Source organism: Microbulbifer jejuensis (genome assembly GCF_047289955.1).
Classification (GTDB): Bacteria; Pseudomonadota; Gammaproteobacteria; order Pseudomonadales; family Cellvibrionaceae; genus Microbulbifer.
In genome coordinates, this window is record NZ_JBLBUB010000014.1 from 57,116 (window position 1) to 83,147 (window position 26,032).

Here is a 26,032-nt window from a genome sequence, read left to right on the forward strand (position 1 = left end):
GCTTGGCATTGGGCCCGGTTTGACAATAAGGATATTGTTTTTATGATCAGTGCCAGGCAGTCTGCACTTAAAAGAAAAGCGCTATGAATATCAATATAACTTTGATGCCTTATATACTGCTTGTTACGGCAGTGATACCAGCATTATTTGCCATTCGATTGGCGAAAAAACAAAACCGCTCAATGCTGACCAGTGGGGCGGTTACCTTTTTTTGGGGCTTACCTGGATCGGAGGTTGGATATATTTAGCCGTAATGAACCTCGTGCAAGCACAACAGTCCGGTAAAAAATAGCCCTATAAAAGTTTGTGCAGTTTGCCCGTCAAGTCGGGTTGGGTGCACAAGCCAGGTACGCTTCTTACAATAGTGTCAGAGGGCCTTGGAATGTTAGAGGCCCAGGGGAAGTATGGACGCCATATCAGAATCACGGCAGAGACTCTGCAGGGGGCAGCGCTGGGTAATAAAGATCGGCAGCACCCTGTTAACCGATGGCGGGCGCGGCGTGCATCGCTCGGCGATCTCGGCCTGGGTTGCGCAGTTGGCGGCTCTGCGCGAGCGTGGAATAGAGGTGGTGCTGGTTTCCTCCGGCGCCGTTGCTGCCGGTATGGATCGGCTGGGCTGGCGCCGCAGGCCGGAATCCGTGCATCAGTTGCAGGCTGCCGCCGCTGTGGGGCAGAGCCACCTGGTACAGGTTTATGAGCAGGCGTTCGGTGGTTTCGATATTCCCAGCGCACAGATCCTGTTGGATCACGACGATCTCTCCAATCGCACCCGTTATCTCAATGCGCGCAGTACCCTGCGAACCCTCCTGTCTTTGGGGGCCGTGCCCATCGTCAATGAAAATGACACCGTGGTGACTGATGAAATCCGCTTTGGCGATAACGACACCCTGGCGGCGCTGGTTGCCAATCTGGTAGAGGCGGATGCCCTGCTGATTATGACGGATGCGGACGGTCTCTTTAGCGAAGATCCCCGCGAAAATCCTCGTGCGGAGTTGATTGGTGAAGCTTCCGCGCTGGACCCCCGATTATTGCAGGTGGCGGGTGAATCCCGTAGCGGCCTGGGGCGCGGCGGTATGGCCACCAAGGTGCGGGCCGCGCAACTGGCCGCGCGCTCCGGCGCCTGTACGGTGATTGCCGGCGGTGCCAGGGAGGCAGTAATAACGCGTGTTTGCGCAGGGGAGAGACTCGGTACCCTGCTGCTGCCCGAGGCGGACCCGCTCACGGCGCGCAAACGCTGGCTTGCCGGCCAGTTGCAGGTGCGCGGTGGCGTGGTGCTGGACAAGGGGGCAGAAAGGGCCCTGCTGGAGGGGGGCAGGAGCCTGCTGGCAGTGGGGGTCACCGGCATCGAGGGCCGCTTTCGGCGCGGAGATCTGGTTTCCTGCTGTAATGCTGCGGGTCGGGAGGTCGCCCGGGGCTTGGTGAATTATGACAGCAGTGAGAGCCTCAGGATTGTGGGGCAGCCCTCGGAAAAATTTATCGACTTGCTTGGTTACCGCGACGATGACGAACTGATCCATCGCGACAACCTGATTCTGCTCTGATGCCAGTGCCGGTTTTGCGGCAATGGACATAAAAAAGCCCCGCACTGCGGGGCTTTTGGGGTCTGCTGCCGGTGAGATCAGGCAGCCAGCGCTTTCACCTGGGCGTTCAGGCGACTCTTGTGACGCGCGGCTTTATTCTTGTGAATAATGCCTTTATCCGCCATGCGGTCGATCACGGGAACCGCTTCAGCGTAGGCAGTTTTTGCTTTTTCGGCATCGCCCGCATCGATGGCTGCAACTACCTTCTTGATGTAGGTGCGCACCATGGAGCGCAGACTGGCGTTGTGCATGCGGCGCTTGTCGTTCTGGCGCGCGCGTTTCTTCGCTTGAGGTGAGTTGGCCACCGGTTGCTCCTGTCTGGAATCCTGAATCTGTAACTAACAGGCCCTGGGGCCCGATCGGGACGCGACATTATCCCCACAGTTGGTTGTTTGTCAACCATAGTTGGGTGCATCCCGGTGGGTGGGAAGGGCCCCGCCACTGGTCACCGGGCCGGCAGTTCCAGGCGGAACACCACGCCGCTGCCATCGGCGCGGTTACAGGCGCTCAACCTGCCGCGGTGAAAGTCTGCGATCAGCTTGGCGATATGCAGCCCCAGGCCCAGGTGACTGGTGTTGTCGCCGCTTTTGCGCACCGAAATGAGGGAGTCGAACAGTTTGCGCACAGAGCCACCGGGCAGCAATGGGCCGTTATTACTGACAGCCAGGGTGTAGCCCTCCCGCCCGGTGTGCGCAGAGAGCTGTATTTCACTGCCTTCGGGGGCAAAACTGCAGGCGTTGTCCACCAGTTTATCGAGTAACTGTGCCAGCAGTTCCGGTGCGCCGTGACAGATCAGTTCGCCGGGGGAGATGTCCAGGCGAAAATGAAAGCTGGGGTGGGCGTCGCTGTAGCACTGCACCATCACCTTAAGGAAATCCGCCAAATCGAAACGTTCCCGCTCGGCCTGGTGGATACTGGCTTCCAGGTTGCTGGCTGCGGAGAGGCTGTTGAGAATCCCCGACAGGCGCGCACTGCCGTCCATTGCGCGCTTGGCATAGCGGCGGCTGTTTTCGTCCAGGTTTCCCTCAGACAAGTTATCCAGGGAAGAGCGCACAATGGCCAGGGGCGTGCGCAGCTCGTGAGACAGCTTGCCGGCCAGGGTGCGCAGGTACTGGTGGTATTGATCCAGTTCTCTCAACAGGCTGGCAAAGGTGCGGTTCAGGGCACCCAACTCATCACCGGCGCGGGACACAGGGAAATCGTCACGCAGTTTGCCGCTAGCATCCACAGCGGTGCGGGCTGCGCGATGCAGTTTGCGAATACGCCAGGACAGCCAACTGGCATAGGCCAGTAAAAACAGCAGGGCTGTGGCAGCGGCGGCACAACTGATCAGCCACAGGCGGTGGGCCGCCCCTTCTGTCACAGACTGCATGGCAGCGCCGGACTGGAGTGCCAATACCTGCCCCAGCAGTGGGCGTTCGACCACGTCGTCGGCACGGGTGATCACCGGCACGCTGACGGCGCCGATGCGAGACTGCAGGGGGCCACCAAACCACTGCCGCCAGGGACTGCGATCCACACCGGCACCCGGTGGCAGACCGCTGTCTGCTAAAGGGGGCAGATCTCCCTGTGCCAGTAGTTTGCGGTAAATCCAGTTGCGCAACCAGGGCGTTGGCTGCCCGCCGCTGTCGTTGGTTTGCAACTGCCCATGGCTGGCGAGCAGGAAGCCCTCGCTGTCCACCACCGCCAAACGCAGGCCGGGGCGGACGAAGTGCCCCAGCTCTGAGTGCAAATCCGGCAGAGGGCCTACCAGGTGGCCTGGCAGCCCATCTGCGGGCAGTGTGCTGGCTGTGTGAACCGGTGCGCCGCCATCGCTGCGGGCGCGATCCCGGACCTGAATCGACAGGGCGCCACCCGTCAGTGCATAGGGCAGGGCCAGCTCCAACTGGTAACCAGTGGGGGATCTGGTCCAGCGTCCGTGCAGGCGCAGCTCGCGCTCGTAGCGGCCGGCCCTGGGATCGTGCCAGAGGGCGCTGGCCGCGCCCTGGCTCGCCACAGGTAGCGTGTAATGCCGGTTGCCGGTATACAGCTCGACGGTATCCCCTGCGGAGAGCAGGCCGGTGCGGGGATCGTTATAGGCCGGTGTGCGGTCGCTGACGGTTAGCAGAAGAAACACACGCTGGCCAAATTGCCCCAGGGTGACCTGCGCCAGTGGTGAGCGCTGTGCGTCGAGCAATGCCCTGGGTTTCAGTGCCAGAGAGCGCCACTCGTCTCCGTAGCCATCTACGGTGGGCGCTTGGGGCAAGGGGTTGAGGTAGAGTTGGGCACCCGGGGGGCGGGCGTGGCGCAGTGGGTCCGGGGCGATGAGCTGCGGCGCACTGGCGAGGCGTGCGGCGACGGCTGCCGCAGTGGCCTCCAGTGCCTGCAACTGCCCCTGGGCGAGGGCTGCATCCACCTGACGCAGGTACTGGCAGCCGGCCCAGGGCAGGGCCAGGGCAACGAGGCTGACAAGCAGAAGTTGGCGACGTAGCTTCATCGGGTGTGCTCGTGGCGGTTCTGGCGCCGGGTGGGCGCCGCCGCAAAGGGGAAAAAGCGTTACAGCTGCCAGCGATAGCCCATGCCGTAGGCTGTCCCTATCGCATTGAATTGGCCATCCAGCGCCTGGAATTTGCGGCGGATGCGTTTTACATGTGAGGTGATGGTATTGTCATCCAGAACAACCTGGGCGGCCTCCATCAACTGGCTGCGGGATTTGACATGGCCCGGTCGCTTGGCCAGCGCGTGGACTATCCAGAATTCGGTGACAGTGAGATCCACTGGCTGCCCGCCCCAGTGGCAGTGCAGTTTTGATATATCCAGTTCGAGTTTGTCCTGGGTCAGGGTTTCGCCATCCCCGCCCTGGTTGCGCAGAACATCCACCCGACGCAACAGGGCATTGATACGCGCCTGCATATGGGGCAGGGAAATATCCTTGGTCAGGTAGTCGTCGGCACCGAGGCGCAAACCGGAGATAATATCCAGTTCGGAATCCCGGGCGGTGAGAAACAGAATGGGCAGGCTGGGTGCTATGGCGCGCAACTCCCGACAAAGCTCAAAGCCGCCTTCCACTTCGCTGCCCAGGCCCACATCGATAACCGCCAGGTCCGGCAGGCGCTGCCGGAAGGCCGCCATGGCCTCGATTCTCGCGCTGTACAGGTCGACGCGATAACCGTTGCGGCGCAGGGCATCGCGATAGTTTGCGGCGATCGCGTGCTCGTCTTCGACAATGGCAATAGTTGCACTCATGACAGATTCCGGCTTTTTCCTTATATGCGGGGAATCATGCACGAAAGCGTTAATAAATAGCAAAAAGGCGGGCGCAAAGCGCCCGCAGGTACAGCAGGGTATTTTCGCGGGGGCGGGGCCAAGCGGATTTGCGATCCGCCATTGCCACCGGGCTTGTATTGCAGGTTGTTGACAACCTGCCGTTCAACAGCCGGTTAGAAACGTCCGGCGGTGGATTCCGGCAGAGAAAAGCGAATCTCCACCCGGCGCTCCATCGCGTAGGCATCCACATCACCGCGGGGCGCCTGGGAGTAGGTGGCGCCCATCGCGCGGCGGCTGATACGCATGGGGTCGATACCCAGGGATACCAGCGCCTGCTCAACACTCAGGGCGCGTTGGTCCGACAGCACATTGTTGTACCCATCGCTACCGCGCGGATCGGCGTGTCCCTCCAGATGGATTTGCAGGTGTGGGTGGCGCTTGAGAAAATCGGCCATGGCACTCAGTTGTTGCCGTTGCCCTTCCTGAATTTCATCTTCTCCGGTGGTAAACAGCAGCTGGAATTGCAGGGAATCCAGTTGGCCGGCATTGTTTGCGGACAGTCGGGCTGCATCCAGTTGTTGAGCCAGGTTGTTGAGCTCCGCACGGCTCTCGGTTAATTGTGTTGCCAGCATATCTGTCTCTTCCGCTTGCTTGATCTGTTCGCCGAGCCAAGCGCCACCGAGCGCTCCGGCGATAAACCCGACCGGCCCGCCCACCGCTGCACCGGCGACGGCGGCGCTGGTAAAGACTGTGGCCTGTTTGGCCGGTGTCAGTTTTGATGCACGGTGTTCCTGTGCCTGGGCGCTGGCGGCAATCAGGGAACTCAGGGTGGCGACCATCAATGCATTTTTCATTGTTCTGCTCCTTGGAGGCTTTCTTTGGCTCTTTTGGACCAGCTGTGTAACCGGCCCGCTTGAGTGGTATTAAAAAGCCGCAAGGAGGCACTGGCGTGGCGCCGTAGTGGCAAACTACAGCGCAATTGTGACGAAATGTGGCAACCGGGCGCGGCCGCCCACTTATTGGAGGCGGCGGTAGCGCTGGTCGCGCGGTGCCTCTACGTTGACACGGATGCGCCGGGGACGGGGCCCGCGCATCACCGCAATGTAGAGCACGATCGCCAGTGCCAGAGCAATAATCAAAGCGTTGATGGTCATCCTTTATCTCCCAGCGCCGCCGCTTCCATGGGACGCGTGACCAGCTCGTAACTATTATAGGCTCGCGAGTCTTCCGTCGCAGCGCCTCTGTGCCGTCCTGTAATCAGATAAATTACGGTAGACTGGCCGGCCAACAAACTTCACCTATCCCCAGGAGCCGATGTTTTGCCTCAGCCATCCTCAGTTCGGGAACAACCCCTTGAGAGATCCGGTGCATCCAGGTTGCTGCGCAGCAGCTCTGTCGTGGGCGCTGCGACCCTGTTGTCACGGGTTGCCGGATTGGCGCGGGATATAGCCCTGGCCCGTTTTGCCGGGGCCGGAGATGCCGCCGATGCCTTTTTTGTCGCGTTTAAAATTCCCAATTTTTTTCGCCGGCTGTTTGCCGAGGGCGCCTTTGCCCAGGCGTTTGTGCCGGTGCTGTCGGAATACCGCCAGAAGGGCGGCGTGGCCGCAGCCCGGGCGTTGAATGACTGCGTCGCCGGTGCCCTCGGCGGTGTACTGCTGCTGATTACCCTGCTGGGTGTGATATGCGCTCCGGTTGTGGCGGGTATTTTTGCTTTCGGCTGGTGGTGGGACGGCGGTGAGCGGGAGAAGTTCGATCTTGCCGCAGATATGCTGCGAATTACTTTTCCCTACCTGATGTTGATTTCCCTTGCGGGCTTTACCGGTGCCACGCTCAACAGTTTCGACCGTTTTGCCATTCCCGCACTGACGCCGGTTCTGCTCAACCTGATGCTGATAGCGGCCGCGACAGTGGCCAGCACCTGGTTTGATCCACCCATCATGGCGCTGGCCTGGGGGGTCCTGGCAGCCGGTGTGGCGCAACTGCTGTTCCAGTTGCCCTTCCTCGCCCGGGAAGGGTTACTACCGCGGCCCAGGTGGGACTGGAGTGATCCCGGTGTGCGCAAGATACTGCGGTTGATGGGGCCGGCACTCTTCGGGGTTTCCGTCACCCAGATCAGTCTGGTGCTGGATACACTGCTGGCCTCCTTTCTGCCCAGTGGCAGCGTATCCTGGCTGTATTTCTCGGACCGCCTGACCGAGCTGCCCCTGGGGGTATTCGGGGTTGCGGTGGCCACGGTGATACTGCCGAGCCTCTCTCGCCAGCACAACGACGGCGACCCGCGCCGCTTCCGCCATACACTCGACTGGGCCCTGCGCAGTGTCACCCTGATCTCGCTGCCCGCAGCTGTGGCCCTGATCGTGCTGGCCGAACCCCTGCTCACCACCCTGTTTCAGTACGGGCGCATGGAACCGAGGGATATGCAGATGGCCGCCTGGTCCCTGCGTGCCTACGCCCTGGGCCTGCTGGCCTTTATGCTGATTAAAGTGCTGGCACCGGGTTATTTCTCCCGGCAGGATACCTATACGCCGGTGCGTTTTGGGCTGATCGCGATTTCCGCCAAGATGGTGTTGAGCCTGCTCTTCGTTATCCCCCTGAACCACTTTTTCAAGCTCGGCCATATGGGCCTGGCCCTGGCCACCGCCTGCCAGGCCGGGATCAACGCCTGGTTGTTGTACCGGGGCTTGCGCAGGGATGATGTCTACAAGCCAGAGGCGGGCTGGAGGGTTTATCTGCTGCGCTTGTTGCTGGCGAACCTCACGATGGTGGGGGTATTGCTCGGCGCATTGTACTTCTGGTCAGCGTGGGGCGATTGGTCCTGGTCTGGTCGGGCCTGGCGTATGAGTCTGGTAGTTGCCGCTGGCGGGCTGACTTATGTTGCGGTCCTGTTCGCGTCGGGTCTGCGCCCCGGGCATTTCCGTGCGACCAGTTAGTGTTGCGGGTGGTGTGCAGGGGCATGATCACGCGGAGTCAGCGGCCACTGGCCGCCCCGTTGGAATCCGCTATACTGTGCGGCTCGATTTAATCAGCATGGGAAGGTCGCTTTGGCCCGGGAGCGCGAACTAATTCGCGGGTTGCACAACCTGCGCCCCCGCCATTGGGGAAGCGTGGCGACGATCGGCTCGTTCGATGGTGTGCACCTGGGCCATCGGGCGATGATTGCGCAACTGAATCAGCGCGCGCAGGCGCTGGGTCTGCCTTCAGTGGCGATTATTTTTGAGCCCCAGCCCCACGAGTTCCTTTCCGTGGAGAAAGCCCCCGCGCGCCTGATGCGTTTCAAAGAAAAAGTGCAGGCGCTGTTCGATGCCGGTGTCGAGCGGGTGTTGTGCCTGCAGTTCAACGAAACTCTGCGCAGCCTCAGCGCCGAAGCGTTTGTTCGCCGCGTATTGTTGCAGGGGCTGGGTATTCGCCACCTGGTGGTGGGCGATGATTTCCGTTTTGGCTGTGATCGCAGTGGCGATTACCGCCTGCTGCAAACGATGGGGGCGCAGAGCGGTTTTACGGTAGAGGACACGGCCACACTGCAAGTTCGCGGCGCGCGGGTCAGCAGTACCCGTATTCGCGAGGCGCTGCAGCGGGGGGATTTCGAATTGGCGCAGGCTTTGCTCGGGCACCCCTACCGGATTACCGGCAGGGTCGTGCCCGGCCGCGCTCTGGGTCGTCAATTGGGCGCACCCACGGCCAATGTGCGCCTGCACCGCTACCGCTCTCCGCTGGTGGGAGTGTACATCGTGCGCACTACCGCGACCGATGGCAGAGCGCTTGTCGCCGGGTGCAATGAGATAGACGGGGTGGCCAATATGGGATTTCGCCCGACCGTTGAAGGGGCGGATGCGCGGCCATTACTGGAAGTCAATCTATTTGATTTCAGTGGCGATCTGTACGGGCGTGAGTTGGCAGTGGCGTTTTGTCACAAACTGCGCGACGAGGAAAAATTTGCCTCACTGGATATCCTCAAAGCCCGTATCGCCCGGGATATTGAAGAGGCCAAACACTGGCTTGCGCTGAACGCGCATCGCCGCCGATAAGTTGAAAAGACACGCATTCTATTGCTATTAGAGCCGAAGTAGACCGCCAATGACTGACTATAAAGCAACGCTTAACCTGCCCGAGACCGATTTCCCCATGCGCGGCAATCTGCCGCAGCGCGAGCCGGCGATTCTGAAGCAATGGCAGGAAACAAAGCTCTACGAAAAAATCCGCACAGCCCGTGCCGGGCGCGAGCAGTTTATCCTGCACGATGGCCCGCCCTACGCCAATGGCGATATTCACATTGGCCATGCTCTCAACAAGATCCTCAAGGATATCATCGTCAAGTCGAAAACCCTGAGTGGCTTTGATGCGCCTTACGTGCCTGGTTGGGACTGCCACGGCCTGCCCATCGAGCACCGGGTGGAGAAGAAGATCGGCAAGGCTGGCACCAAGGTGGACACCAAAACCTTCCGGCAGAAATGCCGCGATTATGCCGCCAAGCAGGTAGAGGGACAGAAGAAGGATTTTAAGCGCCTGGGGGTGCTCGGTGATTGGGAGCACCCCTACCGCACCATGGATTACCAGTTTGAGGGGGACATTATCCGCGCGCTCGGGCGCGTGGTAAAAAATGGCCACCTGGCGCGCGGGTTCAAACCGGTGTACTGGAGTGTGGTGGGCGCTTCTGCCCTGGCGGAAGCGGAAGTCGAGTATCTGGATAAAGTCTCCTACTCCATCGATGTCTGCTATCCGGTCACCGAAGAGACCGCATTGGCCATTGCCGATGCCGCCGGCGGCCATGCGGGGGACGGCCCCCTGTCGGTCGTGATCTGGACCACAACCCCCTGGACCCTGCCTGCGAGCCAGGCGGTTTCCGTCAATGCCGAACTGGAGTATGTGGTCGTGCAGACCGGCGAGGGCCGTCTGCTGGTGGCCGAAGCACTGAAAGAGGCCGTTTTGGCCCGTGTGGGTCTTGCCGGTGAAGTGGTCGGGCAAATCCGCGGTGCTGCGCTGGAGCACCTGAAAGTGCACCACCCCTTTTACGACAAGCTGCTGCCGATCGCCCTTGGTGATCACGTCACCACAGAGGCGGGTACCGGTTGTGTACACACGGCTCCGGATCACGGCCCGGACGACTTCCAGGTGGGCAGGCGCTACGGTATCGACACCCTCAACTACATCGACGACCACGGGGTATACCGGGATGGGGTGCCACTGTTTGCCGGCGAGCATGTGTACAAGGTGGACGACAGGATTGTCGACCTGCTGCAAGCGCGCGGACGACTGTTGCACCGGGGCAAGCTGGAGCACAGTTATCCGCATTGTTGGCGCACCAAGACGCCGCTGATTTACCGCGCGACCCCCCAGTGGTTTATCAGCATGCAGCAGAGCGATCTGCTTGAGCAGGCCGAGAAAGCGGCCGATCAGGTGCAGTGGGTTCCCGGCTGGGGGAAAGCCCGTATTGACGCTATGCTGGACGACAGTCCGGATTGGTGCATTTCGCGCCAGCGTACCTGGGGCGTACCCATCGCCCTATTTATGCACAAGGAAACCCGCGAAATCCACCCGGACACTCCGGCGCTGATGGATCAAGTGGCCGAGCGGGTCGACGCCCAGGGCATGGGCGTGTGGTTCGAACTGGACCCGCGCGAATTTCTCGGTGATGAGGCGGACCAGTACGAAAAGGTGACCGATACCCTGGATGTTTGGTTTGACGCCGGTGTGACCCACTACGCGGTGCTCGAGCGCCGCGAAGACCTGCGCTTCCCCGCGGATCTGTACCTGGAGGGGTCCGACCAGCACCGGGGCTGGTTCCAGTCCTCCCTGAAGACGTCCATTGCCATCAATCATTGTGCCCCCTACCGACAGGTGCTGACCCACGGCTTTACCGTGGATGCCGAGGGCCGCAAAATGTCGAAATCGATCGGCAACACCGTCGCCCCTTTGGATGTGATTAACAAACTCGGTGCGGATGTATTGCGCCTGTGGGTGTCGGCGACCGATTTCAACGGTGAGATGGCGGTCAGTGAGGAGATTATCAAGCGCACAGCGGACTCCTACCGCCGCCTGCGCAACACGGCGCGCTTTTTTCTGTCCAACCTGACGGGTTTTGACCCGGATAGGGACCTGCTGCCTGAAGACGCGCTGTTGGCGCTGGATCGCTGGGCACTGGACAAGGCCGCGCGCCTGCAGGATGAGGTTCTGGCCGCCTATGACAACTACCAGTTCCATCAGATCTACCAGAAATTGCACAACTTCTGTGTGGTGGAAATGGGGGGGTTTTACCTGGATATCATCAAGGATCGTCAGTACACCACCCGAGCGGACAGCGCGGCACGCCGCTCGGCGCAGACGGCCCTGTATCATATTGTGCAGGCCTTTGTACGCTGGATTGCGCCTATTCTGAGTTTTACAGCAGAAGAACTGTGGCAGTTTATTCCCGGGGCCAAATCGGACAGTGTATTCCTCGAAGAATGGTATCCACTGCCCAGGCTACCGGCGGGGAACGATATGGGTCCGGACTACTGGACAGCCATTGCCGCAGTGAAAACTGCGGTCAACAAGGTATTGGAGGCGCAGCGCACGGCGGGCGTGATTGGCGGTTCACTGCAGGCTGCCGTGACCCTGTTTGCCAGCGATAAACTGCGCGAACAACTGCTGGCGCTGGAAGAGGAGCTGCGCTTTGTATTGATCTGCTCCTCCACTTCCGTACAGCTGCTCAGCGATGCCGCCGGCGCTGAGGCCACCGAGATGGCGGGCCTCAAGGTGAGCGTGCGTAAAGTGGATCATCCCAAGTGCGCGCGCTGCTGGCACTACCGCGCGGATGTGGGGGAAAACAGCACATACGCGGATATCTGTGCGCGTTGTGTAGAGAACCTGGTGGGCGAAGGTGAGGTGAGGCACTATGCCTAATGCCAATTTTCTTCTGGGCCATCCCTGGCGCTGGTACTGGCTGGCGCTGGCGCTAGTGGTCCTCGACGTAGCCACCAAGGTGTGGGCTGTGGACAGGTTTATGCAGGGTCCGGTGCTACACATTGTGCCGGGGCTGTTGCAGTTTACCTATGCGGAAAACTACGGCGCCGCCTTCAGTTTCCTCGCCGATGCCGGTGGCTGGCAGCGTTGGTTTTTTGGCGCTATAGCGCTCGGTTTCAGTATTGTCGTCTGTATCTGGTTATGGCGCCTGCCCGCCGTAAAGCGCTGGGAATCCTGTGCCCTGGCACTGATACTGGGCGGCGCTCTCGGCAACCTCTGGGATCGTATCCTGCTGGGGTATGTGCGGGATTTTATTTCCGTGTACTACGGCAACTGGCATTTTCCGGTGTTTAATGTGGCGGATATGGGTATCAGTATCGGCGCGGCCATGCTGGTCATTGAACTGGTCTTTTTTGCGGAAAAAGACCGTGGAAAAGCCAAAAATAACGCGGAAGTTTAACCAGTTATGAGTAATGGCGTTATCGGCGAGCACAGCCGTGTCACCCTGCACTTCAGCCTGAAGCTGGAAGATGGCACAGAGGTGGATACCACCTTTAAAGGGGATCCCGCCGCCTTTAGTGTCGGCGATGGCAGCCTGCTGCCGGGGTTTGAAAAGGCCCTGTTCGGCCTTGCAAGCGGCGATGAGGCTGAAATTGAAATTCCCCCGGAGCTGGGCTTTGGCCAGCGCAATCCCGCCAATGTGCAAACCGTGCGCCGCGACAGTTTCTCTCCGGATATTGTGCTGGAAGAGGGCTTGGTGGTGTCCTTCGACAATGGCAGCGGCGAATTGCCCGGCGTGATCCGCGCGGTTGGTGAAGACGAGGTTACCGTCGATTTCAACCACCCCCTGGCCGGGCAGACATTGAACTTTCACGTAAAGATCATTGCAGTGGATTCGATTCAATAGGATTGAATCCATCCATAACGCGCAACCGGAGTACAGCAATAAAGATGCAAATCCGACTGGCCAATCCCCGCGGTTTCTGTGCCGGCGTCGATCGCGCGATCGATATCGTGAATCGTGCCCTGGATGTGTTTGGTGCGCCTATCTATGTGCGACATGAAGTGGTGCACAACAAGTTCGTGGTGGAAAGTCTGCGCAAGCGCGGCGCCGTGTTTGTGGACGAGCTGTCGGAAGTGCCCGAGGGTGTGATTGTTATCTTCAGTGCCCACGGTGTGTCCAAGGCCGTGCAGCGCGAGGCGGACCGGCGCGGCCTGCGCGTCTTCGACGCCACCTGCCCCCTGGTTACCAAGGTACATATTGAGGTCAGCAAATTCAGCGGCGACGACACGGAGTGTGTACTGATTGGCCATGCCGGGCACCCGGAGGTGGAGGGCACCATGGGGCAGTACAACAGCGCCGGCGGCGGTGCCATCTATCTGGTGGAGGATGCGGGGGACGTGGCCAGGTTGCAGGTCAAGGACGAAGATAATCTCGCTTATGTCACCCAGACCACGCTGTCCATGGATGATACCCTGCGGGTGATCGATGCGCTGCGGGCGCGTTTTCCCAATATTCGCGGGCCGCGCAAAGACGATATCTGCTATGCCACCCAGAACCGCCAGGATGCGGTCAAACAGCTGGCGCTGGAATGCGACCTGGTACTGGTGGTGGGCAGCCCCAACAGCTCCAACTCCAACCGCCTGCGGGAACTGGCCCAGCGCTGCGGTGCCGATGCCAAGCTGATCGACGGTGCCGGGGATATCGTTGCCGGCTGGCTGGCGGGAAAGCAATCCATCGGAATCACCGCCGGCGCCTCCGCCCCCGAGGTGCTGGTGCAGGCAGTAATCACCAGACTGCAGCAGCTGGGTGCCAACGCGCCGCAAGAGATGCATGGGCGCGAGGAGAATATCCGTTTTTCCCTGCCGAAGGCGTTGCGCTGAGGCGGCAATTCCATTCACGCGGCCGATTTTGGTGACAGAATCAGGCGCAAGGCTCCGCACCGGCCTTTTCCATTCTCATACGCCCGCCAGGCGCTAAAATCAGCGCGTAACCGCTGTCGCCGTCAAGGGCGCAAACATGCAGGGTGCCGGCCTGAAAGCCGCCCAGTGGCGCGCCTGCGAGACGGCTCTCACCGGTGCCCACAAAGGAAATGTAATCCCTGACCGGTCTGTTTGCGATTACGCGAATGCCCGCCTGTGCGCCACGGCTCACGATGAGTGGTTCTCCACCGCCGCGCGCGCCGTTATTGTCCAAGTCGACAAAGACCTCCCACCCTGACGCCCAGTTGCCCGGATTGCGCATGGTTACCCGCTGGTTACGCATAACGGCACTGGAGCGTGTCAGTTGTACACCAGCAAGGAGCGCTTCGGTCGCAGCCTCCAGCCGGGTGCTGTGGATCCATTGGGTAAAACCTGGCAGCCCTATCAATAAGAGCATGGATAGGACGGTAAGGGTGGTTAATAGTTCGAGTAGTGTAAAGCCCTGTCGAGTCATGCCCCTTCTCCGGGTTTTTTGACACAGGTCTCAACTTAAAAACCATTGAATCCGTTGAACGCACCGCTGGTCGGCCCGCAATGGAGCGGGTGCGGCGCGGCGTGCTAATTTTCCCACTATATCGTTGCGATGGCCGTGTATCCAGGCAACTGGCAGCAAACTAAACCCTGGTTTTGTTCACTGGGCGGAAGAAAAAATGCAGTATCAGAAAGGCGGTAACAGACCCAAGGCGCGCAGCCCGCAGGCGGGGTTTACCCTGATTGAACTAATGGTAACCCTGGCCGTCCTGGCCATTTTGATTACCGTTGCGGTGCCCAGCTTTACAGACATGATCAACAATAACCGCTCTGTGGCTTTGTCGGAAGCATTGACCAATGCCTTGAACTTTACCCGCAGCGAAGCGGTGAAGCGCGGCGCCCGGGTATCTATCTGTGCAAGTGATAACGGTACAGGCTGTACAGCGGCGAATACCTGGTCCAGTGGCTGGATTGTATTTGTGGATGCCGCGGCCTCGGATGGTGCAGCGCCTATTGTAGGGCAGGTGCTTAGGGTCAAGGAGATAGAGCATGACAAAGCCGCAATTACCGTCGACGACGAGCAGGGAGGGGCGGTGCGGTTTATCCGCTTTACCGGATTGGGTGCTTTGGGGCGCTTTGTCCCAGTGGGGTTCGAGTCAAAAATATCCGACTGTACCGGGAGGAGCGCGCGCGACATCACGATTGGTGGTGCAGGGGTAATTTCAGTCGCGAAATCGGACTGCTAGAGAGGAAAATATGAAACTGCTCACTGGCCAACGGGGCGCTGGCTTAATTGAGGTGATGGTCACGGTATTGATCCTGTCGACTTCCCTGCTGGGTTTGGCCGCCCTGCAAAACCGCGCCTTGCAGTATAACCACAGTGCTTATATGCGTTCCCAGGCCAATGTGCTGGCTTATGATTTATTCGACCGCATCCGGGCAAATCGCAATCAGAGGGCCGCTTACGATTTAGCGGTGGATGCCAAGGCGCCCACCACATCCGGCAATCTGGTCAACAGGGATTTGGCGCAGTGGCGGGGGCTGCTTGCAGAGCGGTTGCCGGCGGGAACCGGTGGCATTGAATGCGATGCAGCGGGTGTTTGCACGGTAACAATTCAGTGGGGGGAGCAGGATGCCACCGGTGCGGATGGCGATGGCGAGGTGAGCAGGTTTCAGTATATGACGCGGATCTAGAGGGGCGGGTATGTTTAAGCAACGGGGCATTTCCCTGGTAGAACTGATGGTTTCCATCACCGTTGGCCTGGTACTGATGGCGGGGGTGGTACAGCTTTTTTTATCCAGCAAATTGACTTTTACCACCCAGCAGGCCATGTCCCGGGTTCAGGAAACCGGCCGTCTGGCAATGGATTTTATGAGTGAAGACATTCGTATGGCCGGCCATATGGGATGTTTGAATGTAACTTCATTCAGTTTGAAAAAAACTATTTTTAACAACTACCTCAAGCAGCAAACTGCGGCCGTACGGGAATATAACTACAAAGTGGCATTGGACGGCAAGGATGCCTCGGAAGTGAAAGCCGGATATCCAGACAAAATGCTGGCAGGGACCGATGCACTTTTAATCCGCAGTGCCAGCGGCCGCAATGTGGGCATCGCCCGCCTCAATGACCCAACCCAGCTGTTTATAGAAAATACCGGTATTGAGACGGATGGCTGTAGCAACGGCACAAATAAGACAGATAAGTACAGCGGCCTCTGTGCAGGGGACATTCTGGCAGTGGCGAGTTGCGACAGTGTGCGGGTTTTTCAGGCCACCGGGTTTACCGGCTCCGCCGCCAGTGCCGAGATCGGAGTCCAACACACGGACGACAACTTGTTTGATCCGGGAAACCGGATTGCAACCTGGGGTGGGGAAGATATCGATGAGGGGCAGAATTTTGGTGAGGATGCACAGATACTGACGGTCCAAAATATTTTTTACTATATCGCCAATGGTACCTCTAATAACCCGAGCCTGTTCAGGCAAGTCAACGATGATGCTCAGGAGTTATTGCAAGGGGTTGAAGATATGCAACTGACTTATGGCCTGGATACGGACAGTAACGGAGCGCCGGATACCTATCGCCCGGCGCACCAGGTAGCGGCGGACCAGTGGGGAGGCGTGTCCAGCGTACGGTTGGAGCTGCTAGTGGCCAGTACAGAGGACAATGTCTTGCAGGAGCCGCAGGGATACACGTTCAATGGTGTTCCGGTAGATGATCCCGGTGACCGGCGCCTGCGGCAGGTGTTTAGCACGACCGTGGCAATTCGCGGTCTTTTACCCTGAATGGAGGCTTCTTACTATGCAGCGATCATCCACTTTTTCAACGCTGCACCCGCAGCGCGGGGCCACCTTGCTGGTGGGCCTGATCATCCTGCTGTTGATGACATTTATCGGCCTGGCAGCGATGCGCGGCAGTGGTATGCAGGAGTTGATGGCGGGCAATATGCGCGACCGACAACTGGCCTTCCAAGCCGCGGAAGCGGCTCTGCGAGCGGGGGAAAGCAGTGTATCCACCACATTCAAAACCATGACTTTTGACGGCAATACCGCAGGGCAGGTGGAGGATATGGCGGGGGCAACCAACAGCGGCTTCTGGCTGGGGTATACCTGGGAGGGGGCTTCCATCTCAACAAACCTGGGGCTTCAAGAGGTGGCCAAACAGCCGGTCTATGTGATTGAGCGGGTGACTCCACAACTGCCCAACAGCAGCGCAGATGGCAGTGGTATTGATATGGAAAGTCTGGGCAAACTGCAACCAACGCCCACATACCGGATAACCAGCCGGGGGGTGGGCGGTACAGAAAATGCTGTCGTCATATTGCAATCCACTTATAGACCCTGAGTATTGATGGCTGGACTTATTATGTTGAATAGAAAAACGCTAAGAAAAAACGGTGTTGCGCTGCTTGGTGGTCTGCTTGGTCTGGCCACTGTTCACAGCGCGCTGTCTGTGCCGCTATCGCAACAGCCCCTGTTCCTGAGAACCGGTGCCGACCCCAATATTATGTTTATCCTGGACGACTCCGGATCGATGCAGTTCGAGGTGACCCCCTCGGCAGGGGTCAATTACTTTAATAACCTCGACAGAGTGGCCTATGTGTACCCCAACGGGGATTGTCCCTACGCAAAAAACCAAACCCGTAGCTGTGATTACTGGCAGGGTGGGGATCAAGCGATGCCTCGGTTTGAGCAGGGCAATAAATGGGCTGCTTATTATCGTTCGTCACAGAATAATAAAACCTATTACAACCCGGCCCAGCGTTATGATCCCTGGGCCAGGGAGGATGGCACCTCCTGGCCCGCAGCTCTTCCCCAAAGGGCCTATCACAATCCGGTCAATCCTACTAAGGGTTGGAGAAATCTGAAAAGCTACAATACCCAATCTGCGCGCTGCTGGTTAAGGAATCGGGCAGTTAAGGATTCAGAAGAATGGCATGCATGTAGAAATGGCGATGTGACATTTTTTCCGGCCACCTATTTTCAATACAATGGCAGTGGCAGTGTATTCGATCCCGCCAGGTATACCCGTATTGAAATAAAACCCGGGCGCACCTATCCCGGCGGTACCAAGCGGTCCGATTGCGCAAAGCCCGCAGCCTGCACCTATCAGGAGGAAATACAGAATTTTGCCAACTGGTACAGCTATTACCGCTCCCGTGGACTGCTTGCCCGTGCCGGTGTCGGCCGGGCCTTTGCCTCCCAGGGCGGTGAGTTGCGTGTGGGGTTTGGTACCTTGAATGCAGGTAGTAGAGATGTCGATGGTAAACGCACAAGTACAATAATCAGTGGCGTTCGGACTTTTTCCGGCCAGGATCGCGAGGACTTTTTCGACAATTTGTACGAAAGCGATATACCGAATAAGGGCACCCCCCTTTTGGGAGCATTGCGCAGCGCCGGTAACTACTATAGCCGTAAAGACAGCCGGGGCCCCTGGGCAACCAGGCCCGGCACGAATGCTGCCGGGGCGCAGGTGGCCTGCCGGGCAAGTTATACAATCCTGATGACCGATGGGTATGGCAGCGATTATTCGAGCGTTTCCGGCTTTGGCAATGTTGACGGTGACAATGGTGCACCCTTTAATGATGCCCGTTCCAATACACTGGCAGATATTGCCATGGAGTATTGGGAAAACGATTTACACACGGATCTGGACAACAAAGTAGCAACCCTGAAAGATCCAGCGACTTGGCAGCATATGGTGACCTTCGGTGTCGGTCTGGGGGTGACCGGCAGTGTGGATCCCGAGGGTGCATTCAAGGCAATCGAGGACAAAACCCCCATAGCCTGGCCCAATCCAAGGGATGGAAGCAACTCGGCAAAACTGGATGACCTGCTGCACGCCTCCGTCAACAGCCACGGGGGATTCTACAGCGCCAGTGATGCAACCACTTTTTCTCAACAACTCTCAAACGTATTGAGTGAAATCAGCGGCAGGCAGGGATCCGCCTCTTCGGTTGCCGCCAACTCCACCCGCCTGGGCACGGATACGGCAATTTTCCAGGCTTTGTTCGATTCCAATGACTGGAGTGGGGAAGTGCGGGCAATCAGGCTCAAGGAAGATGGCACACTGGCAAATACCTTTCTGTGGAGTACCTCGGATTCGGGAAAAATCCCAGCCACCGGCCGTAAAATCCTGACTTATACGGACTCGGGTACAGTTGAGTTTCACTGGGGCAATCTGACCACCGCCCAGAAAACCGCGCTGATTGGGCCCGATGACGAACAAACCGGTAAAGATCGACTGGACTGGGTGCGGGGGGAAACGGTTGCCGGCCTGCGTACCCGGTCCACTCTACTGGGGGATGTGGTCAATGCGAGTCCGGCCCTGGCGGGTGATCGGGAATTTTATTATGCCGCATTGCCTCCCCAACTGGGGGGCGATACCTATGCCACTTACCATGCTGATAAAAAGGAAGAGCGTACCCAGGTACTCTACGTCAGTGCCAATGACGGCATGCTGCATGGTTTTAACGCAGATACGGGGAGAGAGATTTTTGCCTATGTACCCAACGGCGCCTATCCGAAATTTTCCACTCTGGCGGCGAGCGACTATGGCACACCGGACAATCAGCACCAATACCTGGTTGATGGGCCCCTTTATATCAGTGATGCTTACTTTAACTCCAAATGGGTCAATGTGTTGGTAGGGACTTACGGTGCCGGCGCTAAGGGATTATTTGCCCTGGATGTCACGGATCCGGGTAGCCCCAGAGTGCTGTTTGAGCTCGATGGTACCCATGCGGATATTGGCAATATTGTCGGTAAGCCTTTGATTGCGCCAACGTTGGATGGTTGGAAGTTGATATTCGGCAATGGCTATAACTCCAGTAATAACAAGGCCGCGCTGGTTATTGTGGATTTGGCCAATCCCCGCGATATCCGCGTGTTGCCAACCAATGGGAGTGTACAAAACGGTATGACAACCCCGTCTCTGCTGATTAATAGTATGGGTATTGTGAAAGGGGCCTATGCCGGTGACCTCCTCGGGAACATGTGGAAATTCGACCTCGGTGGTGCGGTCACAGACTGGGGCAGTGCTTTTGGCAACTCCCCACTATTTACCGCCAGGGACCCCAATGGACGTGTCCAGCCGATTACAGCGGCGGCGACCCTGGGGCCAAATCCGGCAGTGCAGGGAGCATTGATGGTGTACTTTGGTACCGGGAGTTATTTGAGCCAAAGTGACAATGCGGCGGGGAGTGTAGTCAACAGTTTTTACGGCATAGTGGATAAAAATGAGCCGATTACGACGACGGACAGAAGCACGCTGATGGAAAAAACAATTGTTGAGCATGGCAGTTCCCGAACCATCACCCGTGATGCTGACACAAGCTGGTGGGGAAATAAATCAGGCTGGTTCCTGGACTTTAACCTTACGTCATCGGATATTACCGGAGAGCGGGTGATCAGTAAGCCCCTGCTGATTTACGACAGACTGATTTTCCCGACATTGATCACCTCGGAGGACCCCTGTGCTTTTGGTGCCTCGGGCTGGACCATGGAACTCATTGCCTTTGGCGACCAGCGCTATGCCAATGAATCCATTCTTGGAGAGTCGGGTAAGAAAAACGAGAGCGCAATAATCAGTTTCTCAGAGATTATCCTTGACGGTAAGAAGGTTTATTTACCGAGTGTGGACACTTCCGGTAGTGTTGACCTCCCCGGTGGTACTTTGTTTGGCGGTGCAACCCGTATGTCCTGGAAGCGGATACGGTAAAAAAGGAATAACATGAAAAAACGAACCGTTCATGGGCATTTGGGCTTCACCCTGATAGAAGTCATGGTGGTCGTCGCCATTATTGGTATTATCGCTGCCATTGCCTACCCCTCCTATATGGAGTCGGTGCGAAAAAGCAATCGTGCAGAGGCCAAGGTGGTCCTGAACGATGTGGCACAGCGGCTTCAGCGCTGCTTTACGGCTTACAGTGCCTACAATAATGATGCCTGCACCGTAGCTGGAGCGATAACTAACAACAAGACAATTGAATCTGAGCATGGCTATTATTCCATTGCCGGGGTTCTGACGCCGACAACATTTGCGCTCACCGCAACCGCGGTGTCGGGTACTCCCCAGGCAGGGGATAAGCGTTGTAAAACCCTAAGCCTTGATCAGGCTGGAGTTAGAACAGCCACCGACTCAAGTGACTCAAGTAGCCCTGAATGCTGGTAAAAAAAGGCCTGCAAAGCCCACCAAGCCGGCAATCTAACGGGTTGTCGGGTCTATTGTGATTGTGTCATAGAACGTTTGGCTGGATTGCAAACACTGGCGAGGGACCGCCGCAATCTCTACAGGCCCTGCAAGTATCTATTGCATGTGCAATGCACGATGTTATTGAAATTTACAGGGCTTGTGTTTTTCCTGCGCTGGCCTCCTTGGGGTAATCTCTTCAGCAGCCAGGGAGGCCTGATCCTGAAAGATAATGGGAGATAGCCAAGGGCTCTATGCGATCTTGACGGAAACTACCAGAGCTGGGGTTCTTGGGCCTCGTGCTTAATTACGCCAGTTATTCACCGGTCCGTTTGGGCTGGGTCCATCGACGTTAATAGCGTTGCCCGCCAGGGACCTCCACGTTGCTCAATCCGTAATCGCTGCTCTATCACGGAATGCAATTTACAGCACGGTCAGTGCAGTGCGCGGTTGGCTGGTGCCATATTGTCGGGTTTAAAAACTGTTGTGTAATTCCTGAATCCTTATACTCTCGTTCAAAAGAAATCCATTCGTGTGTTTTGCTTCATTTCCATTGAGACTGTTAATCAAACAATAGTGATAATCAGAGTGTTGCCATTCACAGCATCGGTAGGCCATAAATCTGCGCCCTTGTTGGGGCATTTGTTCGATAAAAAAGTTTGTAAAGCCCGAGTCAGGGAGTGGTTTGGCACCTTATTTTTTAATTTGGCGCAACGGAACTTAGGGAAATGCCTTTAAGGCTTTTTTAATTATTGTGCTCGGCGCCATTCTGGCAGGTTGTGACTTCAATAATAATCAGGCCCTCAGCCTGGTATCCATCCAAATAGTTCCCGTAGAAAACGCTGCGCGCAGTTTGTATCTGGCGCCGGGTGATACACAGCAATATATGGCCCTGGCCAAGTTCAGTGATGGCAACACTCTCGACATGACTGCCAGTGTGGCCTGGAGCAGCGACAACACCGCAATCGCCAAGTGGATAACCTGGACGAGTTTGTGGTGGTGAAAGTGGGCAGCACCAGCGTTTTGCCAGCCAGCGGCGCTCGACAGTTATTGAGTTCCAGCGGACAAACGTAGTATTTTCCGGGCAGGCGGCCTGCATAATGGCCCCATTCAAGTTATCCCTATTGCTGCGGTTTGCTACCGGGCGCGCGTGCAATAACAATAAGGAAACGCCCGTGCTGATTATCCCCATTCAAAACAAACCGGACTGGCGCCGCCCCCCACTGGTGTGTTTCGCATTGATTCTTCTCAATCTGCTGATGTTTATCGGCTATCAGAGCGGTGATGAGGCCCGCTGGCGTCAGGCCGAGGAATACTACTTCAGCAGTGACCTGCCCGGCCTGGAGGAGCAGCGTTTCCTGGTATACGTGGATGAGATGCACCCCGAGTGGCGCCTGCAGGTGGGGGCGGAGGGCGAGGAGTTCGTCTATCGCGAACTGTTGTGGAACCCGGAATTCCACCGGTGGTTGTTGCCCAGGCTGGAGGCGGCGGACCAGACCCTGTGGCTGCAGCAACGCCAGCGTTTTGCCGAGCTGCGTGGCCGCATAAGCAGCCTGGCCCTGGGCCTGACACCGGCGGAGCCCAGCCCTGCCGGGCTATTTGGCCATATGTTCCTGCACGGCAGTTGGGATCACCTGATCGGCAATATGGTATTCCTGCTGTTGTTCGGCCTGGCGGTGGAGCTGGCACTGGGAGGGGGCTGGTTTTTTGCCCTCTACCTGCTTGGCGGTCTGGCCGCGGCGGGTTTGCATATGCTGGTGGAATCGGGCAGCCATGTGCCGATGGTGGGCGCCTCCGGGGCCGTGTCGGCGATTATGGGGATGTTTGTGGCCATCTATGGCGTGCGACGCCTGCGCTTTTTCTACACGCTCGGCTTTGTGTTCGGAGAGTTCAGTGCACCGGCGCTGCTGGTGCTGCCCCTGTGGCTGGGCAAGGAAATGTTCGGCTACTTCTACGGCGATGCCGGTATTGCCTACTGGGCCCATACCGGAGGCCTGCTGGCGGGGTTTGCCCTGGCCCTGCTGCTGCTTTACCGGCGTCCGCCGGTACAGGCCCTGCCAGAGGAGGGGGCGGATGCACTGCCCTCGCCACAGAGAAGCGCCCTGGCGCGGATTGACCGCTTCCAGGAGGAGGGCAAGCTGGTTGAGGCGGCCGCGGCAGCCGCGGCTGCCGTGCGCCAGTACCCGCACAACCTGGCGTTGGTTGAGCGCACTATTGAATTGACCGCGATGACCCCGGACAGCGAGGCGTTCCACCGCGCCAACCTCGCCCTTTTCGCCCTGGCGGCCAATCCGGAAATTGAAGTATCTATGCTTGCCGCAGGTTATCGCCGCTACTTGCAGGCAACCGCAAATCCCCGCGCACTCACCGCCAAAGCCTGCCTGCTGCTGGCGCGCCGCGCCGCTGAAGCCGGGGACTGGCCCTGGCTGGAAGCGCTCCTGTGTCGCCTGGCCTCGCAGAATGTAAAGCACCCGCTGATACCCAAGCTGGGTATGCGCCTGGTGAATTACTACCGGCGCATGGGGGAGGAGGGGCGTGCCCGCGAGATAAAGAGATTAACCGACAATATGCAGGTGTCCGAAACGGCCTGATTGGGACTAGTGCCTCTGCGGTGCGCAAGAGGTTGGATTGATGACACAGTCTCAATGCCGTGTGGCTTTGCCGGCATGGGCAAACAAGGGGGAAATATGCACAAGCCGATTTTGAAGAAGCAGGAAATCCTGGAAATGGCTGCGGAGCGCAAGGTGCACTTCCTCAACCCCAATGCGGTGCGCCGCAATCAGTCCCTTGGCGACCGCACCGGCATCACCGGTTTCGGTTTTCATAGGATTGAAATAGAGCCGGGGTGCGAATCCACCGAATTTCACCGCCACAAATTTGAAGACGAATGTGTGTATATTTTGCAGGGGATAGCCGAGGTTCAAATTGGCGAGGAAAAATATTCCGTTGCGGAAGGGGATTTTATCGGTTATCCGGCGGGTGGTCTGCCGCACACCATGAAAAACACCGGCGACGGAGTCCCGAGATGCATCGTTGCCGGTCAGCGCCTGGACCATGATGTTTGCGATTATCCCAATAAAGGGAAGCGGCTTTACCGTAACCGGGGTCTGCCCTGGGAACTGGTGAATCTGGGGGATATCGCCGATCCCCGGTAAATGACGGTATTGTTGCTGTGAATAACCACCCCCTGCTGTGAGCTGCTATGGCTGCCAAAATTCGTGTGCTCTACAACTCCGCCTGCCCGGTGTGCAACGCGGGCATCACTGCGCAAAAAAGGAAATCCACAGTGTGCGCCGTGGTTTGGGAAGATGTGCATCTGGATAACGACAGAGCAAAAGTGATGAATCTGGATCTGGAATTTGTGCGCGAGCGACTGCACCTGGTGGATGCCGATGGCAAGCTGCGGGTGGGTTATGAGGCATTGATTGCCATCTGGGAAAATTCGCCCGATGAGCAGTGGAAGGCGCGGGTATCCAAGACACCCGGCCTGCGCTGGTGCCTTAACAAAGCCTACAACGGTTTTGCCCGCTGCCTGTATCTTTGCAACCGGGCCCTGAAGCATTGGTAATGGCGAACCCAAATCGCAAGCGTGCGGTGTAGTGGTCAGATCAGCCGCTGGCTTGGACGCTGTTCAACACCTGCCACAAGGTCTCTGCCTGTGCGCGCAGCGGGCTGTGGGGGAATTTCTCTCGCACAAACTGCAACAGCTTTCTGGCCAGGTCCTCGCGGTTGAGGCCGTCCATGTATATCTGCGCCAGCAGCAGATAGGCGGCGTCCAGATGCGCATAGTTTTCCCTGTGCAGATTATTCAGCAAGCGGGCTGCCAACGGATACTGGTGCCGCTGGTAAAGCTCCTGGGCCAGGGCATGGCGCAGTGCCGGCTTTTGAATCGGGGGCGCGGGCTCGGTGGCCAGAAACAGCTCTGCAGCTTTATGGGCCCGGTTGATGTGCACAAAGGTGTCCAGCAGGTGTGGGCCCAGTTCCCGCAGGGCTTTTTTGTCCCCGGCTGCCAACAGCAAACGATAGTAGCGTTCGTTGAGGGCCTCGTCATTGGGATAGCGGCGCAACCCTTCCACCAGGGCTTGGCGCGCGGATTTGAAATCGGATTCGCGCATCAGTATCTGCGCTTCCGCCAGGATGCGCGCGCGCTTGAATGCCGCCTCCTCTAAATAGGTGCTGTCCTCATCGGGGTCGGCGTGGATACCCAGCTGTTGCTGCCGAGACAGACAGATGTACCCCATCATGGCACTGGTCACGATGGTGAAGTAAGTGGTACTGGCAGCGATTACCGGCCCTATGGCCCAGAGGGGTAATTTGGCTGCGGTGGCTGCCACGAGAAAGCCGGGTGCTGCTGAAATGGTGGTGATAGTGAGCCACAGCAGCCAGTAGGGCCAGCCGATAATCAGGGTAAACTGCAGTAGTTTGAGCGGGTTGATGGCGGCGCGCAGGCTGTGTTCCAGGGCCAGTACAATCATCGCCGCCGGGGTCAGAAGAGAGAGTGCGAGCGCATAAATCTGCACTGCTGCGGAGCCTAAGGCCACCAGTTTATAGCCGACAAAGCCGGCGATCAGGATCATGCCGATCACTTTTAAAAACAGCGCAGCGCTGTTGCCGTCCAGGGTGTCCTCAAACGGGGGCGCCGCCAGTTGTCCGCCGGCCAGTCGCTCAATCACCAGCAGGCTATAGCGGGTTACCAATGCGATCGTGGCCACCAGTACCACAATCGCCACCAGCCCCGGACCGGTGATCAACAGGCTGGCGCCGGCCGTCAGCGCCAGCACGGTCAAGGGGCCTGCTTTCAGCGCATAGGTTAGGTAAAAAAGTCCCATCTGCCAGAATGGCCTGGCGCTGTTGCTGGCCCCGATATAGGTCAGGGGCTTGTGACACAGCGGACACTCCGGACCCTGTCCATGATAATTGGCGCTGGAGCCTGGGATACACGCACTGCAATATTGCCGTTGACAGGGCTGGCACTGCCAGGATGCGTCGACAAGGGTATGGTAGTGGCAGGTTTCAGCCATACATTTTTCCTGCGGATTTTCTTTTCCTGACGGTGTCTGTTTTTTCGTACAACAGTTTATCTGTCGCCCCGGTGACGGCGCAATCGTCGAGTATTTTTGA

25 protein-coding genes are annotated in these 26,032 nt (G+C 58.1%); 17 read left to right on the forward strand and 8 right to left on the reverse strand.

Annotated features, from left to right (window positions below; translation table 11 throughout):
• Window positions 1-83: 83 nt before the first annotated feature.
• Both ACL7TT_RS10760 and proB read left to right on the forward strand, forming a co-directional pair.
• Entirely contained in the window at window positions 84-248 is a 165-nt protein-coding gene (locus tag ACL7TT_RS10760) for a hypothetical protein (protein WP_413395321.1), read from the forward strand.
• A gap of 156 nt (window positions 249-404) precedes the next feature.
• Entirely contained in the window at window positions 405-1,541 is a 1,137-nt protein-coding gene (gene proB, locus ACL7TT_RS10765; RefSeq protein ID WP_413395323.1) for a glutamate 5-kinase, read from the forward strand.
• Between the two features lie 77 nt (window positions 1,542-1,618).
• On the opposite strand, the gene rpsT is transcribed toward proB, so the two are convergent.
• The 5 genes from rpsT to ACL7TT_RS10790 form a co-directional block, all read right to left on the reverse strand.
• Window positions 1,619-1,885 (reverse strand): 30S ribosomal protein S20, encoded by a 267-nt coding sequence (gene rpsT / locus ACL7TT_RS10770; RefSeq protein ID WP_020411431.1) that lies wholly within the window; start codon window positions 1,883-1,885, stop codon window positions 1,619-1,621.
• 140 nt (window positions 1,886-2,025) lie between these two features.
• Window positions 2,026-4,056 (reverse strand): ATP-binding protein, encoded by a 2,031-nt coding sequence (locus ACL7TT_RS10775; RefSeq protein WP_413395325.1) that lies wholly within the window; start codon window positions 4,054-4,056, stop codon window positions 2,026-2,028.
• A 59-nt stretch (window positions 4,057-4,115) separates the two neighbouring features.
• Window positions 4,116-4,805 (reverse strand): proteobacterial dedicated sortase system response regulator, encoded by a 690-nt coding sequence (gene pdsR, locus ACL7TT_RS10780; protein ID WP_413395327.1) that lies wholly within the window; start codon window positions 4,803-4,805, stop codon window positions 4,116-4,118.
• 194 nt (window positions 4,806-4,999) lie between these two features.
• Window positions 5,000-5,722 carry an OmpA family protein gene (locus ACL7TT_RS10785; RefSeq protein ID WP_413395417.1) on the reverse strand — a complete coding sequence of 241 codons (723 nt, stop codon included), beginning with the start codon at window positions 5,720-5,722 and terminating at the stop codon, window positions 5,000-5,002.
• 120 nt (window positions 5,723-5,842) lie between these two features.
• Window positions 5,843-5,980, reverse strand: a complete 138-nt coding sequence (locus ACL7TT_RS10790; protein ID WP_299944339.1) for a hypothetical protein — start codon at window positions 5,978-5,980, stop codon at window positions 5,843-5,845.
• A gap of 165 nt (window positions 5,981-6,145) precedes the next feature.
• Between ACL7TT_RS10790 and murJ the strand changes: the two genes are divergently transcribed.
• The 6 genes from murJ (at window position 6,146) to ispH (ending at window position 13,649) form a co-directional block, all read left to right on the forward strand.
• Window positions 6,146-7,756 (forward strand): murein biosynthesis integral membrane protein MurJ, encoded by a 1,611-nt coding sequence (gene murJ / locus ACL7TT_RS10795; RefSeq protein WP_413395329.1) that lies wholly within the window; start codon window positions 6,146-6,148, stop codon window positions 7,754-7,756.
• Between the two features lie 111 nt (window positions 7,757-7,867).
• On the forward strand, window positions 7,868-8,851 hold the full coding sequence (gene ribF, locus ACL7TT_RS10800) for a bifunctional riboflavin kinase/FAD synthetase (protein ID WP_413395331.1): 984 nt from the start codon (window positions 7,868-7,870) through the stop codon (window positions 8,849-8,851).
• Window positions 8,852-8,900: 49 nt separating this feature from the next.
• Entirely contained in the window at window positions 8,901-11,705 is a 2,805-nt protein-coding gene (gene ileS / locus ACL7TT_RS10805) for an isoleucine--tRNA ligase (RefSeq protein WP_413395333.1), read from the forward strand.
• Window positions 11,698-12,225, forward strand: a complete 528-nt coding sequence (gene lspA, locus ACL7TT_RS10810; RefSeq protein ID WP_299944331.1) for a signal peptidase II — start codon at window positions 11,698-11,700, stop codon at window positions 12,223-12,225. The genes ileS and lspA overlap by 8 nt, the downstream gene beginning before the upstream one ends.
• Window positions 12,226-12,231: 6 nt before the next feature.
• The gene (locus ACL7TT_RS10815) at window positions 12,232-12,672 is read left to right on the forward strand and encodes an FKBP-type peptidyl-prolyl cis-trans isomerase (protein WP_299944329.1); all 441 of its coding nucleotides are present in this window, start codon (window positions 12,232-12,234) and stop codon (window positions 12,670-12,672) included.
• A 44-nt stretch (window positions 12,673-12,716) separates the two neighbouring features.
• Window positions 12,717-13,649 carry a 4-hydroxy-3-methylbut-2-enyl diphosphate reductase gene (gene ispH, locus ACL7TT_RS10820; protein WP_413395336.1) on the forward strand — a complete coding sequence of 311 codons (933 nt, stop codon included), beginning with the start codon at window positions 12,717-12,719 and terminating at the stop codon, window positions 13,647-13,649.
• A gap of 40 nt (window positions 13,650-13,689) precedes the next feature.
• Here the strand turns inward: ispH and ACL7TT_RS10825 are convergent, their stop codons facing one another.
• Window positions 13,690-14,202, reverse strand: coding sequence for a GspH/FimT family pseudopilin (locus tag ACL7TT_RS10825; RefSeq protein WP_413395338.1), 513 nt, complete (start codon window positions 14,200-14,202; stop codon window positions 13,690-13,692).
• Window positions 14,203-14,398: 196 nt separating this feature from the next.
• On the opposite strand from ACL7TT_RS10825, the gene ACL7TT_RS10830 reads away from it, so the two are divergent.
• The 6 genes from ACL7TT_RS10830 to ACL7TT_RS10855 are packed head-to-tail and all read left to right on the forward strand — an operon-like array spanning window position 14,399 to window position 20,893.
• Window positions 14,399-14,965: a GspH/FimT family pseudopilin gene (locus tag ACL7TT_RS10830; protein WP_413395340.1), complete on the forward strand. Its 567-nt coding sequence runs from the start codon at window positions 14,399-14,401 to the stop codon at window positions 14,963-14,965.
• A gap of 10 nt (window positions 14,966-14,975) precedes the next feature.
• Window positions 14,976-15,413, forward strand: coding sequence for a type IV pilus modification protein PilV (gene pilV, locus ACL7TT_RS10835; RefSeq protein WP_413395342.1), 438 nt, complete (start codon window positions 14,976-14,978; stop codon window positions 15,411-15,413).
• Window positions 15,414-15,423: 10 nt separating this feature from the next.
• Window positions 15,424-16,506, forward strand: coding sequence for a PilW family protein (locus ACL7TT_RS10840; protein ID WP_413395344.1), 1,083 nt, complete (start codon window positions 15,424-15,426; stop codon window positions 16,504-16,506).
• A 16-nt stretch (window positions 16,507-16,522) separates the two neighbouring features.
• On the forward strand, window positions 16,523-17,065 hold the full coding sequence (locus ACL7TT_RS10845) for a pilus assembly PilX family protein (RefSeq protein WP_413395346.1): 543 nt from the start codon (window positions 16,523-16,525) through the stop codon (window positions 17,063-17,065).
• A gap of 21 nt (window positions 17,066-17,086) precedes the next feature.
• Window positions 17,087-20,440: a pilus assembly protein gene (locus tag ACL7TT_RS10850; protein WP_413395348.1), complete on the forward strand. Its 3,354-nt coding sequence runs from the start codon at window positions 17,087-17,089 to the stop codon at window positions 20,438-20,440.
• Between the two features lie 12 nt (window positions 20,441-20,452).
• Complete coding sequence (locus ACL7TT_RS10855) at window positions 20,453-20,893, forward strand: type IV pilin protein (protein WP_413395350.1); 441 nt, start codon at window positions 20,453-20,455, stop codon at window positions 20,891-20,893.
• 763 nt (window positions 20,894-21,656) lie between these two features.
• Here the strand turns inward: ACL7TT_RS10855 and ACL7TT_RS10860 are convergent.
• Window positions 21,657-22,103 carry a hypothetical protein gene (locus ACL7TT_RS10860; protein WP_413395352.1) on the reverse strand — a complete coding sequence of 149 codons (447 nt, stop codon included), beginning with the start codon at window positions 22,101-22,103 and terminating at the stop codon, window positions 21,657-21,659.
• Here ACL7TT_RS10860 and ACL7TT_RS10865 point away from each other — a divergent pair.
• From ACL7TT_RS10865 to ACL7TT_RS10875, 3 genes are all read left to right on the forward strand, one after another.
• Window positions 22,087-23,502, forward strand: a complete 1,416-nt coding sequence (locus ACL7TT_RS10865; RefSeq protein WP_413395354.1) for a rhomboid family intramembrane serine protease — start codon at window positions 22,087-22,089, stop codon at window positions 23,500-23,502. The genes ACL7TT_RS10860 and ACL7TT_RS10865 overlap by 17 nt on opposite strands.
• A 96-nt stretch (window positions 23,503-23,598) precedes the next feature.
• The gene (locus tag ACL7TT_RS10870; protein ID WP_413395356.1) at window positions 23,599-24,066 is read left to right on the forward strand and encodes a cupin domain-containing protein; all 468 of its coding nucleotides are present in this window, start codon (window positions 23,599-23,601) and stop codon (window positions 24,064-24,066) included.
• 47 nt (window positions 24,067-24,113) lie between these two features.
• A complete protein-coding gene (locus ACL7TT_RS10875; protein ID WP_413395358.1) occupies window positions 24,114-24,479 on the forward strand; it encodes a thiol-disulfide oxidoreductase DCC family protein in 366 nt (121 codons plus the stop codon).
• 40 nt (window positions 24,480-24,519) lie between these two features.
• On the opposite strand, the gene ACL7TT_RS10880 is transcribed toward ACL7TT_RS10875, so the two are convergent.
• On the reverse strand, window positions 24,520-25,932 hold the full coding sequence (locus tag ACL7TT_RS10880; protein WP_413395360.1) for a hypothetical protein: 1,413 nt from the start codon (window positions 25,930-25,932) through the stop codon (window positions 24,520-24,522).
• Window positions 25,933-26,032: the final 100 nt, after the last annotated feature.